The 12,889-nt window shown below is 69.3% G+C and carries 13 protein-coding genes; 12 read left to right on the top strand and 1 reads right to left on the bottom strand.

Features of this window, described 5'->3' with window-relative positions:
* The first annotated feature begins 26 nt into the window (after positions 1-26).
* Together AC1DCT_RS04050 and AC1DCT_RS04045 are read left to right on the top strand one after the other, a co-directional pair.
* The gene (locus AC1DCT_RS04050) at positions 27-788 is read left to right on the top strand and encodes an SDR family NAD(P)-dependent oxidoreductase (RefSeq protein ID WP_477427620.1); all 762 of its coding nucleotides are present in this window, start codon (positions 27-29) and stop codon (positions 786-788) included.
* A gap of 284 nt (positions 789-1,072) precedes the next feature.
* Positions 1,073-1,987: an endonuclease domain-containing protein gene (locus AC1DCT_RS04045; protein WP_477427618.1), complete on the top strand. Its 915-nt coding sequence runs from the start codon at positions 1,073-1,075 to the stop codon at positions 1,985-1,987.
* A gap of 139 nt (positions 1,988-2,126) precedes the next feature.
* On the opposite strand, the gene AC1DCT_RS04040 is transcribed toward AC1DCT_RS04045, so the two are convergent.
* Positions 2,127-2,666, bottom strand: coding sequence for an NUDIX domain-containing protein (locus AC1DCT_RS04040; protein ID WP_441976047.1), 540 nt, complete (start codon positions 2,664-2,666; stop codon positions 2,127-2,129).
* Between the two features lie 39 nt (positions 2,667-2,705).
* Between AC1DCT_RS04040 and AC1DCT_RS04035 the strand changes: the two genes are divergently transcribed.
* The 10 genes from AC1DCT_RS04035 (at position 2,706) to AC1DCT_RS03990 (ending at position 12,824) form a co-directional block, all read left to right on the top strand.
* Positions 2,706-3,128, top strand: coding sequence for an EF-Tu/IF-2/RF-3 family GTPase (locus AC1DCT_RS04035; protein WP_440732111.1), 423 nt, complete (start codon positions 2,706-2,708; stop codon positions 3,126-3,128).
* Positions 3,129-3,156: 28 nt separating this feature from the next.
* Complete coding sequence (gene dapA, locus AC1DCT_RS04030) at positions 3,157-4,134, top strand: 4-hydroxy-tetrahydrodipicolinate synthase (RefSeq protein ID WP_440732110.1); 978 nt, start codon at positions 3,157-3,159, stop codon at positions 4,132-4,134.
* Between the two features lie 129 nt (positions 4,135-4,263).
* The gene (locus AC1DCT_RS04025) at positions 4,264-5,940 is read left to right on the top strand and encodes a ribonuclease J (RefSeq protein ID WP_441976048.1); all 1,677 of its coding nucleotides are present in this window, start codon (positions 4,264-4,266) and stop codon (positions 5,938-5,940) included.
* 93 nt (positions 5,941-6,033) lie between these two features.
* Positions 6,034-8,835: a DNA translocase FtsK gene (locus tag AC1DCT_RS04020; protein WP_477427616.1), complete on the top strand. Its 2,802-nt coding sequence runs from the start codon at positions 6,034-6,036 to the stop codon at positions 8,833-8,835.
* Positions 8,835-9,422, top strand: a complete 588-nt coding sequence (gene pgsA, locus AC1DCT_RS04015; protein WP_441976050.1) for a CDP-diacylglycerol--glycerol-3-phosphate 3-phosphatidyltransferase — start codon at positions 8,835-8,837, stop codon at positions 9,420-9,422. Before AC1DCT_RS04020 ends, pgsA begins: the two co-directional genes overlap by 1 nt.
* Positions 9,422-9,961, top strand: a complete 540-nt coding sequence (locus AC1DCT_RS04010) for a CinA family protein (protein WP_477427614.1) — start codon at positions 9,422-9,424, stop codon at positions 9,959-9,961. Before pgsA ends, AC1DCT_RS04010 begins: the two co-directional genes overlap by 1 nt.
* Before the next feature lie 141 nt (positions 9,962-10,102).
* Entirely contained in the window at positions 10,103-10,411 is a 309-nt protein-coding gene (locus AC1DCT_RS04005) for a helix-turn-helix domain-containing protein (protein WP_233309681.1), read from the top strand.
* A 4-nt stretch (positions 10,412-10,415) separates the two neighbouring features.
* Positions 10,416-10,640, top strand: a complete 225-nt coding sequence (locus tag AC1DCT_RS04000; protein WP_440732105.1) for a DUF3046 domain-containing protein — start codon at positions 10,416-10,418, stop codon at positions 10,638-10,640.
* 272 nt (positions 10,641-10,912) lie between these two features.
* The gene (recA, locus tag AC1DCT_RS03995) at positions 10,913-11,965 is read left to right on the top strand and encodes a recombinase RecA (protein ID WP_477427612.1); all 1,053 of its coding nucleotides are present in this window, start codon (positions 10,913-10,915) and stop codon (positions 11,963-11,965) included.
* A gap of 28 nt (positions 11,966-11,993) precedes the next feature.
* Complete coding sequence (locus AC1DCT_RS03990; protein ID WP_477427611.1) at positions 11,994-12,824, top strand: regulatory protein RecX; 831 nt, start codon at positions 11,994-11,996, stop codon at positions 12,822-12,824.
* Positions 12,825-12,889: the final 65 nt, after the last annotated feature.

The raw sequence follows: 12,889 nt of genomic DNA, 5'->3' as shown, positions 1-12,889 counted from the left end.
CGCCCGCTCCCGACAGGAGGATCCGCATGCCTACCGCCCTCATCACCGGCGCCAGCGCCGGAATCGGCGCGGAGTTCGCCCGCCAGCTCGCGGACCGCGGTGCGGACCTGGTGCTGGTCGCCCGTTCGGAGGACGCGCTGCAGGCGCTCGCCGCGGAACTGGGTGCACGGCACGGCGTCGCGGTCGAGGTGCTCGTCGCCGACCTTGCGGTGGAGCAGGACGTCGACCGCGTCGCGCGACGGATCGCGGATGCCGGACGCCCCATCGACGTGCTCGTGAACAACGCCGGGTTCGGGCTGCCGCTGCACTTCGCCGACAACGACGTCGCCGACGAGGTGCGCCATCTCCGGGTGCTGGTCGAGGCTCCGATGCGGCTCATGCATGCCGCGCTCGGGGTGATGCGCGGTCGCGGTGGGCGGATCATCAACGTCGCCTCGTCCGCGGGCTTCATCTCGCGGTCGACCTACTCCGCGTGCAAGGCGTGGATCATCGGGTTCAGCCGCTGGGCGAACGACGAATACGCCAGCGACGGCGTCACCGTGACCGCGCTCTGCCCTGGATTCGTGCACACCACCTTCCATGCCCGGATGGGCCTCGCCGCCGGCGAGGAGGGCGTGCCATCATTCATGTGGCTGGACGCGCCTTATGTCGTGCGCCAGGGCCTTCGTGCTGCGGCCCGTGGCAGGTCGGTGGTGATCCCGTCGCTTCGCTACAAGGCGATGATCGCGGGCTCGAGGCTGGTCCCGCGCTCGCTCACCACGCGTATCGCCCGTCGCGGCCGGATGTAGGTCCCGCCCACGTGGTGCGGCGTGGCGCGGTGCGTGCCGTTCTGCAGGGTACTCCGGCCGTTGCGCAGGGTGAGCCGGCTTTCGCGGCCGCACGTTCGCTGCCGTGCCGCAGTGATCCGGGGGCGGGTGACGACGGCCGGCCCTGCACAACGGTCCCGCCTCCCTGCATAACGGCCTGAGTGTCTCGGAGCCGATCGCCCTGCACAACGGCCGCCCGGGGCCGACTTCGCACCGGTTGTGCGGATCGGCCGTGCGCCATGGTGACGCTTCGCCATGCTCGACACATGTCAGTGATCGAACGCACCATGATCGAATGCGGGGGAGTGGCGCGCCGTGGCGCTCTGGAACGCCGAGGCATCCGCCGTGCCGCGATCGAGAACGCGCTGAGTCGTGGCACGATCATCCTGGTCCGCAAGGGCGTCTACGCTTTGCCCGGGGTCGAGCCCGAGGTCCTCACCGCGGCGAGACACGGCGGAGAGGCCACGGGCGGTGCGGCGCTTCGCCATCACGGCATCTGGGTGCTCGACGACGATGATGCCCGGGCAGCCGACGTTCGCACGGCGGGCAAACCCGCGCCGCGGGCACATGTGTGGATCGGGCCGTCCGGGCGCCAGCATCCGCACGCTGGTTGCCGGTGTCGCGTTCATCACGATCGGTGGGACAGGGCCGCGGGGTTCGGGTTCGCCGACGTACTCCTTGCCCTGCTTCATTACGCCGGGTGCGCTTCGGCAGAGGCATTCTTCGCCGCGCTCGAATCCGCGATGCACCTCGGTCTGGTGGGCGCCTCTGGGCTGCGGTTGCTACGAGACCGCCTCCCCTCCGCGCTGCACGAGGCGCTGGACTTCGCCGGGGATCGCTCCGAGAGCGGGTTGGAGTCCCTGCTGCGCTTCCGCCTGCACTTGTGCGGCATCGATCTGTCAGCGCAGGTGCACATCGACGGAGTCGGGCGGGTCGACTTCGTGCTCGCAGGGCGGATCATTCTCGAGGTCGATGGCCGTTTCAACCACGACGGACCGTCGCCGCGGCATAAGGACCTGATGCGCGATGCGGCCGCTGCGGCTCAGGGGTACGAGACCCTGCGCTTCGACTATGCGATGATCCTGCACGATTGGCCGCGCGTGCTGGCCGCCATCCAAGGCAGGCTCGCCGCACTTGGCGCCGTTATGCAGGGCGGCTCACCCATTCTGCAGGGGCCATGAACCGCAGCACGAACGGTGACGCCGTGATCGTGCGGTATTGGGGCGAGGCCGCTCACGGAGCAGAGACACAGACCCTGCATAACACCGCAGAACCCTGCACAACGGCGCGCGCAACCCGAACACTCGAGACGGGCCAGGTTCAGGCGAACCGACCCAGCCGGATGCCGGCATAGGCGAGCGCGGCGACGGTCTCGCCGTCGGTGATCCGCCCGTCGGTGATCATCGCCAGCGCCTCGGCGAACGGCACCCACGCGACGTCGTCGATGCCCTCCTCGGCCTGCGTGTGCGCACTGTCGACGGCCTGGCGCAGGTCCCGGGCGAGGAACACATGCTCGGGCGCCACAGTCACGCCGTTGAGTGCGTTCATCGTGCCGATCGGCGTCCACTCCTGCGCCTCGAGCCCGGTCTCCTCGCGCAGCTCGCGTCGTGCGGCGACGAGCGGATCCTCCCCGTCCGTGCCTCCCGCCGGCACCTCGACCGAACGCCCTGTCGTGTACCGGTCGATCGTGACCAGGCACACCCGCTCCTCCTCGTCGAGAGCCACGACGAACACCGCCGGGTTCTTCAGGGCCACCACGCCGTAGATCCCGTCGCCGGCGGGGCCGGAGACCTGATCCTCGCGCACCGAGATCCAGCGGTTGTCGTAGACGATGCGCGATTCCCGCGTGTGCCAGGCCATGAGCGCGAGCCTAACGGCCGTCCCCGTAGGCTCGAAGTCATGGGCTGGTTCGGGAAGAAGAAGGATCCGCTGGACGCGAACGACATGCTCCGGCAGTACAACGCTCAGGAGGCGGAGCGTCTGGCCGCCGCCGGGATCGCGCCGGGCACGGGCATCGCCTCGGCCGCGCAACGCTCCACGAGCGGCGTGGGCGCCGCGGAGTTCGTCGTCGAGGACGTCTTCACGATCACCGGACGCGGCCAGGTCGCCACGGGCAAGACCACGACGGGCACGATGCGCGTCGGCGACCGGGTGGCGGTGCGCCGGGGCGCGGCCGAGGTCGGCGTCAGTACGATCACGGGCATCGAGATGTTCCGCAAGAAGGCGACCGAGGCGCCGGAGGGGACCATGGCCGGCCTGCTGCTCAAGCCCGGCGTCGATCTGGCCAGGGGCGACGTCATCCGCGTCTCCGCGACAGCGTGAGCCTCGCCCGAACCATTACGCTGGACGCATGACGCATACGGGCAATCCCTTCGGACAGGTGCTCGTCGCCCTCATCACCCCGATGACGGCCGACGGCGAGGTCGATTGGGCCTCGACCGAGAAGCACATCGACCGCGTCATCAGCGACGGTGCCGACGGCATCGTCGTCACCGGCACGACCGGAGAGACCTCGACGCTCACCGACGCCGAGAAGCTGCGTCTCGTCGAGGTCGGCAAGGACGTATCCGGAGGCCGGGCCAAGATCATCACGGGTGGCGGATCCAACGAGACCGCGCACGCGATCGAGCTGTACAAGGCCAGCGAGAAGCTCGGCGCCGACGGCATCATGATCGTCACGCCGTACTACAACAAGCCCACGCAGGCGGGTATCCTCACGCATTTCCGCCTGGTCGCCGACGCCACCGACCTCCCGGTGATCCTCTACGACATCCCCGGCCGCACCGGCGTGCCGATCAAGTACGAGACGATCCTGCGCCTCGCCAAGCACCCCAACATCCTCGCCGTGAAGGACGCCAAGGGCGACTTCTCCGAGGTCAGCCGCGTGCTCAACCAGACCGACCTCATGTACTTCTCCGGCGACGACTCGAACGTGCTCCCGCACCTCTCGATCGGTGCCACCGGCCTCATCGGCGTCACGGCGAACATCACCTCGGCGCCGTATCGGGCGATCGTCGACGCGGTGAACCGGGGCGACCTCGCCGCGGCTACTGCCGAGCACAAGCGCCTGGAGCCGCTCGTCCGGGCCGCCATGACGCACGTGCCCGGCACCGTGTCGGCGAAGTACATCCTGCACGGCCTCGGCCGCATCACGAGCCCCCGCGTCCGCCTGCCCCTGGTGGGGCCGGAGGAGTGGGAGGCCGCCCTCATCGAGGACGAGCTCGCTCTCGTCAAGGACATCCCGGGTGCGGACTTCTCCGACTTCCGCCCCGACCGCAATGCCGCCGCCGGCGGCGCCCTCCCCAAGGTGCACGGCACGACCCGATGAGGTCATGACCGATGGGCATCGGACCGGAGCGGGACGGATCCGCGCGAAAGGCGCGGGAGGATCCGCTCCGACCCGGCAGGGGAATCACGAACATCGGGCGCGCAGCGCGCCCCGCCTAGGAGGCATCACATGACCATTCCCCTCGCCGAGCCCGAAGCTCTCGCCCCCGGCACCCTCCGCGTCACGCCCCTGGGCGGGCTGGGGGAGATCGGCCGCAACATGACCGTCTTCGAGTACGACGGCAAGCTCCTCGTCGTCGACTGCGGCGTGCTGTTCCCCGAAGAGCACCAGCCCGGCGTCGACCTGATCCTGCCCGACTTCGAGCCCATCAAGGACCGCCTCGACGACATCGTCGGTGTGGTGCTCACGCACGGGCATGAGGACCACATCGGCGCCGTGCCGTATCTGCTGCGGCTCAAGGGCGACATCCCGCTGATCGGCTCCGGACTCACCCTGGCGCTCGTCGAGGCAAAGCTCAAGGAGCACCGGATCCGGCCCTTCACCCTCACGGTGAAGGAGGGCCAGCACGAGAAGGTCGGCCCGTTCGACCTCGAGTTCGTCGCGGTCAACCACTCCATCCCCGACGCCCTGGCGGTGGCGATCCGCACGCCCGCAGGCATGGTGCTCGCCACCGGCGACTTCAAGATGGACCAGTTGCCTCTGGACGGGCGCATCACCGACCTGCGTGCGTTCTCGCGCCTGGGCGAGGAGGGTGTGGACCTGTTCCTCGTCGACTCGACCAACGCCGACGTGCCCGGGTTCACGCCGACCGAGCGCTCCATCGGGCCGGTGCTCGACCAGGTGATCGGCAAGGCGCCGCGCCGCGTCATCGTCGCGAGCTTCTCCAGCCACGTGCACCGCGTGCAGCAGGTCATCGACGCCGCGCACGCGAACGGCCGCCGGGTCGCGTTCCTCGGGCGCTCGATGGTCCGCAACATGACCATCGCGGAGCAGTTGGGCTACCTCAAGGTGCCGGACGGCGTGCTCATCGACTACAAGAAGGCGCGCGACCTTCCCGACGATCAGATCGTCTACATGTCGACCGGATCCCAGGGCGAGCCGATGGCCGTGCTCAGCCGCATGGCGAACCTCGACCACGCGATCGAGCCGGGCCCCGGCGACACGGTGATCCTCGCCTCGAGCCTCATCCCCGGCAACGAGAACGCCGTCTATCGCGTGATCGACGGGCTGACCAAGCTCGGCGCGAACGTCGTGCACAAGGCCAATGCCCGCGTGCACGTCTCGGGCCACGCGGCGGCGGGCGAGCTGATCTACTGCTACAACATCCTCAAGCCGAAGAACGTGCTGCCCGTGCACGGCGAGTACCGGCACCTGATCGCGAACGCGAAGCTCGCGCAGGACACCGGCATCGACGCGGAGCGCACGATCGTCGGCTCCAACGGCACCGTGATCGACCTGAAGGACGGCGTCGCGCGCGTCGCGGGGCAGCTCGACATCGGTTTCGTGTACGTCGACGGCTCCACGGTGGGCGAGATCACCGACGCGGATCTGAAGGACCGGCGCATCCTCGGCGAGGAGGGCTTCGTGTCCGTCATCGTCGTGGTCGACTCCACCACCGGGCGCATCATCTCGGGGCCGGAGATCCACGCGCGCGGCGTGGCGGAGGACGACTCGGTGTTCGAGGATGTCGCGCCGAAGATCGTCGCCGCGCTCAAGGAGGCGGCCGGCAACGGCGTGCGCGACAGCCACGCGCTCTCGCAGATCGTGCGCCGCACGATCGGCCGCTGGGTCAACCAGAAGCTGCGTCGTCGCCCGATGATCGTGCCGCTCGTCATCGAGGCGTGACCGACCCGCATCCTGCGCCTGAATGAGGCCGCAATCCCGCGGAAAGCCGCGTCATTGCGGGCCGATGTCGGTCTGCGGCCGTAGCGTGGACGCATGCCCAGGAGTTCGAATGCGACCAAGAGCGCGGCGGAGAAGCCCTCGCCGCGCAGTCGCTCCACGTCCGGGGCGAAGCCGCGCAGTCAGCCCAAGGCCGCGCCCGCCCCGAGGAAGTATGTCGACGAGCCCGACAAGCCGCCCGTGATGGTGCGCGCCTGGACGGGCCTCGCGCACGGCGTCGGCGGGCTCTTCCGCGCCTTCGGCCTGGAGACGCTGGAGAAGGACCAGCGTCGCGACGGCTTCCCGTTCCTGCTCGTGCTGCTCGCGGTCGCCGGCGCCGTGAACGAGTGGTTCTTCATCGGCAACACGGTCGCGACCAATATCAGCGCCTACTCCGTGGGCGCCCTGATCGGCCGCGCCGCGTTCATCATGCCGGTGCTGCTGCTCCTCCTGGCCGGCTGGCTGTTCCGTCATCCCTCCTCCGTGCACGACAACGGACGGATCGGGATCGGCTTCGGGCTGTTCGTGATCACCCTGGCGGGGTTCTGCCATGTCGCCGGCGGCATGCCGCAGCCGAGACAGGGCATGGTCGCGCTCAGCGCCGCTGGAGGTCTGTTCGGCTGGCTGCTGGGCCAGCCGCTCAGCTACCTGACCTCGATCCCGGCATACATCGTGCTGTCGCTGCTGGCGGCGCTCAGCGTGCTGATCCTCACGAAGACGCCGCCGAACCGCATCGGGCAGCGCCTGGGCGACCTGTACGCGTGGATGTTCGACGCCGAGCGCCCCTCGAAGAACGCCCCCGCCGATGACGCTGCGGCGGTCGACGAGGCGGACAAGGTCGACGACCCGGACGTGCTGCCCTGGTGGCGGCGGAACAAGACGGGCCGCGAAGAGGACCCCGATGGCGGGCTCGGCTCGCAGGATCTCACCGAGCTGCTCACCGCGCAGGACGACACCCCCACCGTCGTGGCGACGCCTGCCTACGATCAGGCCGTCATCAAGGACGACGATCCCTACGATGCGGCCACCGAGGTGCTGACCGACGTGCGCGCCGTCGCAGACTCCCTGGCGGAGCAGCAGAGCACCGCATTGCTCGACGACGGCGACACCGGCGAGCTGGAACTGGCCGGATTCGATGGCTTCGGCACCGATGGTCCCGGCAAGGACGGCCCGCAGGCTCCGGTGGCCCCGTACATCCTGCCCTCGCCCGGCGCGCTCAAGGCGGGCCCGCCGCCGGTGCTGCGCTCCGAGGCCACGGATCGCGTCATCGAGCAGCTCACCAACGTGCTCAGCCAGTTCAACGTGGACGCGAAGGTCACCGGCTTCTCGCGCGGTCCGACAGTGACCCAGTACGAGATCGAGGTCGGGCACGGTGTCAAGGTCGAGAAGATCCTGCAGCTGAGCAACAACTTCGCCTACGCGGTCGCGTCGAACGACGTGCGGATCCTGTCGCCCATCCCCGGCAAGAGTGCGATCGGCATCGAGATCCCGAACGCCGACAAGGAGATGGTGGCGCTCGGAGACGTGCTGCGGTCGCCGGCCGCGCAGAAGAGCACGCATCCGATGACGATCGGCGTCGGCAAGGACGTGGGCGGCAGCATCGTCGTCGCCAACCTCGCCAAGATGCCGCATCTGCTCGTGGCCGGATCCACCGGATCCGGAAAGTCGAGCTTCATCAACTCGATGATCACGAGCCTGCTCATGCGCGCCCGCCCGGCCGACGTGCGCATGGTCCTGATCGATCCGAAGCGCGTGGAGCTCACCAGCTACGCCGGCGTCCCGCACCTCATCACGCCCATCATCACGAACCCCAAGAAGGCCGCAGAGGCGCTGCAGTGGGTCGTGAAGGAGATGGACATGCGGTACGACGACCTCGCGTCGTTCGGCTTCCGCCACATCGATGACTTCAACCGTGCCGTGCGCGCGGGCGAGGTGGTGGTGCCCCCGGGCAGCGAGCGCGTGCTCAAGCCTTACCCGTACCTGCTGGTCGTGGTCGACGAGCTCGCGGATCTGATGATGGTCGCACCGCGTGATGTGGAGGACTCGATCGTCCGCATCACCCAGCTCGCCCGCGCGAGCGGCATTCACCTGGTGCTCGCGACCCAGCGTCCGAGCGTCGACGTCGTCACCGGCCTCATCAAGGCCAACGTGCCGTCGCGCCTCGCGTTCGCCGTGACCAGCGTCACCGACAGCCGCGTGATCCTGGACAGCCCCGGTGCCGACAAGCTGATCGGTCAGGGCGACGCGCTGTTCTCGCCGATGGGCTCGTCCAAGCCCTTCCGGCTGCAGGGCGCCTGGGTCGACGAGAGCGAGATCGACGCGGTCGTCAAGCACGTCACGAGCCAGGCGCGTCCGGAGTACCGGCCCGACGTGGCCGAGGCCGTCGAGGGCAAGAAGAAGGAGGTCGATGAGGACATCGGCGACGACCTCGAACTTCTCCTCGCCGCGGCCGAGCTCATCGTCTCCTCGCAGTTCGGCTCGACGTCGATGCTGCAGCGCAAGCTGCGCGTCGGCTTCGCCAAGGCGGGGCGGCTCATGGACCTGCTCGAATCCCGTGAGATCGTCGGCCCTTCCGAGGGGTCCAAAGCCCGTGACGTCCTGGTCACCACCGAGCAGCTGCCCGGGGTGCTGGCCAAGCTGCGCGGCGAGGATCCGCCCTCCGCGCACGCGGCTCCGACCGCCGCCGCGCCCATGCCTGCGGCTGGGGTGCCACCGCATCCCGCCGCTCCGGCGCCCGCGGCGTCCTACGGCTCCGACGACCGCTACGGCGAGGATCCGCTCGAGGCGCAGTACCGCGGGCTTCCTGAGGTCGAGGCGGAGACCGATGAGGACGCCTGGGGTCTGACGGGGCGCGACTGATGGCGATCCCGCGGCAGCTGCCGAACGCGATCACCGTCGCGCGCATCCCTCTCGCCGTCGTCTTCTTCGTGCTCCTGCTGCTCGGCGGGACGAATGGAATCACGCAGCCCGTGCTGAGGTGGGTCGCGGCGGGGCTGTTCATCCTGGCGATCTCGACCGACTGGGTGGACGGCTACCTCGCCCGCAGATACGACCTGGTCAGCGATTTCGGCAAGCTCTGGGATCCGATCGCCGACAAGCTGCTCACCGGAGCGGGCTTCATCGGTCTCGCGATCCTCGGCGAGGTGTGGTGGTGGCTGGTGCTCGTCATCCTGGTGCGGGAGTGGGGCATCACCGTGCACCGCTTCATGATCGTCAAGGAGCACGTCGTCGCCGCCGCATGGATGGGCAAGATCAAGACGACGGTGCAGGCCGTCGCGCTGTCCTGGGCGCTGCTGCCGCTGCATGTCTGGATCGGACTGCCGGCGTGGTCGATCACGACCACCGTGCTGATGGTGATCGCGCTCATCCTGACGATCCTGAGCGGCATCGACTACGTCGTGGCGCAGGTGCGCGGATCCCGCACGGACCGGGGCTCGGTGTCCTGATGTCCGATGCGACGGGTCGCGCCGCGGCCGCCGTGCTCGATGCGCTGCGTGAGCGCGGGATGACGCTGGCCGTCGCCGAGTCGCTCACCGGTGGGGCTCTGTCCGCGGCGCTCGTGGCGACCCCGGGAGCATCGGACGTGCTCAACGGGGCGGTCGTCGCCTACGCCACGCCGATCAAGTCCTCCGTGCTGGGAGTGGATCCGCTCCTGCTCGCCGCACACGGTCCCGTGGATCCGGAGGTGGCTCAGCAGATGGCGGCAGGCGTCCGCACCGCATTGGCGGTGGATGGGCGCGCAGCGGACGTGGGCGTCTCGACGACCGGTGTCGCCGGGCCCACGCCGCAGGGCGGCAAGCCGGTCGGTACGGTGCACGTCGGGGTGAGTGTGGCGGAGCGCGCGACCAGCCGGGCGTTCAGCTTCGGGGGAGATCGATCCGCGATCCGCGCGGCCGCGGTGCAGGCGGCTCTGGAACTGCTCCTCGACGTGGTGATCGGGACGGGAATCGATGCCGCCGCGCCCGGTCGGGATGACCGGGAATAGAGTGCTTCTCGACGAAGTTGAGTCGAGTGTGCTCACATTCAACGCACAGAACGAAACAGTAGTGTCGAACCTGACAGGTCGGGTTAGACTGACCATCCGATCCGGCGCTTGGGGCCGGGCGATGGGGGAGAGGAGGTCCCGATGATTCTCGTACGACAGGAGATCGGTGACGTGCTGCGGGACTTCCGTCTGCAGAAGGGGCGCACGCTCCGCCAGGTCGCGGGCAAGGCGTCCGTCGCGCTCGGATACCTCAGCGAGGTCGAGCGCGGACAGAAGGAGGCCTCCAGCGAGATCCTCGCCTCGGTGGCCGAAGCGCTCGACGTGCCCATCTCCACCATCATGCGCGAGGTCGGCGACAGGATCGCCGAGCTCGAGGGCCTGCAGGTCATCCCCGACGTCGTCCCCGACGAACTGGTGGCCTCGGTCGAGTCCGAGCTGTCGCTGCGCTGACGGGATGCGACGCAGCGAGTTCCTCCGGGCGGTCGATGCCGAGTTCGGATCCCGTGGCGGCGCCCTCGTCGAGGACCTCGTGCTGAGGGCCGTCGGCGGTCGTACCGCCGCTCAGGCTCTGGAAGCCGGCGTCCCCCCGCGGGATGTGTGGCTGGCGCTGTGCGCGGAGATGGACGTGCCTGAATCGCGCCGATACGGCGCGGGTCGGCTCGAGCCCCGGCGGCGCTGACTCCGGTCGGATCCGGCCGCGTGGTGTTCGATCCATTCCTCGTTCTCCTCGGCGTGTCGTCGAAGACATGTTCGAGATGCGCGTATCGTCCTGCACAGATGATCTCGTGAGCAGGTTCTGCACGGTTCCCGCGGACTCCGACTGAATGTCGGTGGCTCCTCCTAGCGTGTTGGACATGACCACGAGGTCATACGCCTTGTCGGAGAGCTCGCCCCACCCGGGGCGGCCGCGACAGCCTACAGGCGGCAGTTCACGACACGAAGGAGCACCCCATGCCCTCTCCCGCAGACCGCGAGAAGTCCCTCGAGACCGCCCTCGCCCAGATCGACAAGCAGTTCGGAAAGGGCTCGGTCATGCGGCTGGGCAGCGATGAGCGCGCTCCCGTGGCGGTCATCCCCACCGGATCCATCGCGCTCGACGTCGCGCTCGGCGTCGGCGGACTGCCGAGGGGGCGCATCGTCGAGATCTACGGCCCGGAGTCCTCGGGTAAGACCACGCTGACCCTGCACGCGATCGCCAACGCCCAGCGTGCCGGCGGCATCGCCGCTTTCGTGGACGCGGAGCACGCCCTCGACCCCGAGTACGCCAAGAAGCTCGGCGTCGACATCGACGCGCTGCTCGTCTCCCAGCCCGACACCGGTGAGCAGGCGCTCGAGATCGCGGACATGCTGGTGCGCTCGGGGGCCATCGATCTCATCGTCATCGACTCCGTGGCCGCTCTCGTGCCGCGTGCGGAGATCGAGGGCGAGATGGGCGACTCGCACGTCGGCCTGCAGGCGCGACTGATGTCCCAGGCGCTGCGCAAGCTCACGGGTGGCCTGAACCAGACCAACACCACGATGATCTTCATCAACCAGCTGCGCGAGAAGATCGGCGTGTTCTTCGGCTCGCCGGAGACCACCGCGGGCGGCAAGGCGCTGAAGTTCTACGCATCGGTCCGTCTCGACATCCGCCGCATCGAGACGCTGAAGGACGGCACCGAGGCGGTCGGAAACCGCACCAGGGTCAAGGTCGTGAAGAACAAGATGGCCCCGCCGTTCAAGCAGGCCGAGTTCGACATCCTCTACGGCGTCGGCATCTCCCGCGAGGGCAGCCTGATCGACTTCGGCGTGGACCACGGCATCGTGAAGAAGTCCGGCGCCTGGTACACCTACGACGGCGACCAGCTCGGCCAGGGCAAGGAGAACGCTCGCAACTTCCTGCTCAAGAACCCCGACATCGCCGAGACGATCGAGACGCAGATCAAGCAGAAGCTGGGCATCGGTGGTGTAGCGGCCGCTGCTCCGACGGCGTCCGACGAGCTGGCGCAGCGGCGTCCGGCCTGACCGCGAAGCTCGGCGACCGGGGTGATCCGTGAGCGATGAGAGGGGCGGGGCATCGTCCGAGGACGAGCGCCTCGCCCCCGTGATCCCGTTGTTCGGTGGGCGCGGTGCGGGGGCCGACGGAGCACGCCCGCGCCCGGCGAGCTCGACACCCGCCACTCCGCCCACGGCGGCGGAGTGGCGGTCGACCTGGGCGGAGGAATCCGCGGCGGAGCGTCGGGGGCCCAGCTCCCGGCATCCGGCCGCCGCGGCTCTGGCTCCAGGAGAGGCGAGGGCGTCCGAGCGCGCGGCGTTCTCGCCCGACCGACGAGGATTGCGTGCCGTCGGTCGGCACAGCACGGGGGACGCTTCGACCCCGAACGATCCGATCCCCGACGCGAGTGAGCTGCTGGTGCGCAAGCTCCGCTCCAAGCAGCTCTCCAGCAGGGAAGCGCGAGACGTGCTACGAGAGAACGGCGTCCCGGCCGACGAGCGCGAGCTCCTGGTCGAGCAGTTCGAGCAGCGCGGGTATCTCGATGACGCGTCCCTGGCCGAGCTCCTCGTGACCTCGGGGTCTGAGCGCAAGGGACAGGGACGCGTGGCGATCGCTCGCACGCTCAGTCAGCGCGGCATTCCGAGGGAGATCGCCGACGAGGCGCTGTCCGTCCTGGACGACGATGACGCCGAGCGGGCGCTCGACTACGCGCGGTCAAAGGTGGCGGGGCTGCGTCGCTACGACGAGGGGACCGCCGTCCGCCGGCTCGTCGGGCAGCTGTCCCGTCGCGGGTACGGCGGGAGCGTGGCATTGACGGCGGCGCGCACGGCCTGGCGTGAGACGCAGCGCGGTTCGGGCGTCGGGCGGGTGCGGTTCGAAGAGAGCTGAGCCCGGCGGCTGAGCCCCGGGTACGGTGTCGACGCGGGAATCTCCGCGCCGAACGGCGGGGCTCG

It is taken from the genome of Microbacterium sp. 10L49 (assembly GCF_056395125.1).
Note: the sequence above shows the minus strand (reverse complement) of the source record. Positions and strands in the feature narration are given on the sequence as shown.

Bases quoted from the DNA above. Each gene is read 5' to 3' on its own strand.
- AC1DCT_RS04010 (WP_477427614.1), top strand. From the start codon at position 9,422: ATGTCCGATGCGACGGGTCGCGCCGCGGCCGCCGTGCTCGATGCGCTG.
- AC1DCT_RS04005 (WP_233309681.1), top strand. From the start codon at position 10,103: ATGATTCTCGTACGACAGGAGATCGGTGACGTGCTGCGGGACTTCCGT.
- AC1DCT_RS04000 (WP_440732105.1), top strand. From the start codon at position 10,416: ATGCGACGCAGCGAGTTCCTCCGGGCGGTCGATGCCGAGTTCGGATCC.
- pgsA (WP_441976050.1), top strand. From the start codon at position 8,835: ATGGCGATCCCGCGGCAGCTGCCGAACGCGATCACCGTCGCGCGCATC.
- AC1DCT_RS04040 (WP_441976047.1), bottom strand. From the start codon at position 2,666: ATGGCCTGGCACACGCGGGAATCGCGCATCGTCTACGACAACCGCTGG.
- AC1DCT_RS04025 (WP_441976048.1), top strand. From the start codon at position 4,264: ATGACCATTCCCCTCGCCGAGCCCGAAGCTCTCGCCCCCGGCACCCTC.
- dapA (WP_440732110.1), top strand. From the start codon at position 3,157: ATGACGCATACGGGCAATCCCTTCGGACAGGTGCTCGTCGCCCTCATC.
- AC1DCT_RS04045 (WP_477427618.1), top strand. From the start codon at position 1,073: ATGTCAGTGATCGAACGCACCATGATCGAATGCGGGGGAGTGGCGCGC.
- AC1DCT_RS04020 (WP_477427616.1), top strand. From the start codon at position 6,034: ATGCCCAGGAGTTCGAATGCGACCAAGAGCGCGGCGGAGAAGCCCTCG.
- AC1DCT_RS04035 (WP_440732111.1), top strand. From the start codon at position 2,706: ATGGGCTGGTTCGGGAAGAAGAAGGATCCGCTGGACGCGAACGACATG.
- AC1DCT_RS04050 (WP_477427620.1), top strand. From the start codon at position 27: ATGCCTACCGCCCTCATCACCGGCGCCAGCGCCGGAATCGGCGCGGAG.
- recA (WP_477427612.1), top strand. From the start codon at position 10,913: ATGCCCTCTCCCGCAGACCGCGAGAAGTCCCTCGAGACCGCCCTCGCC.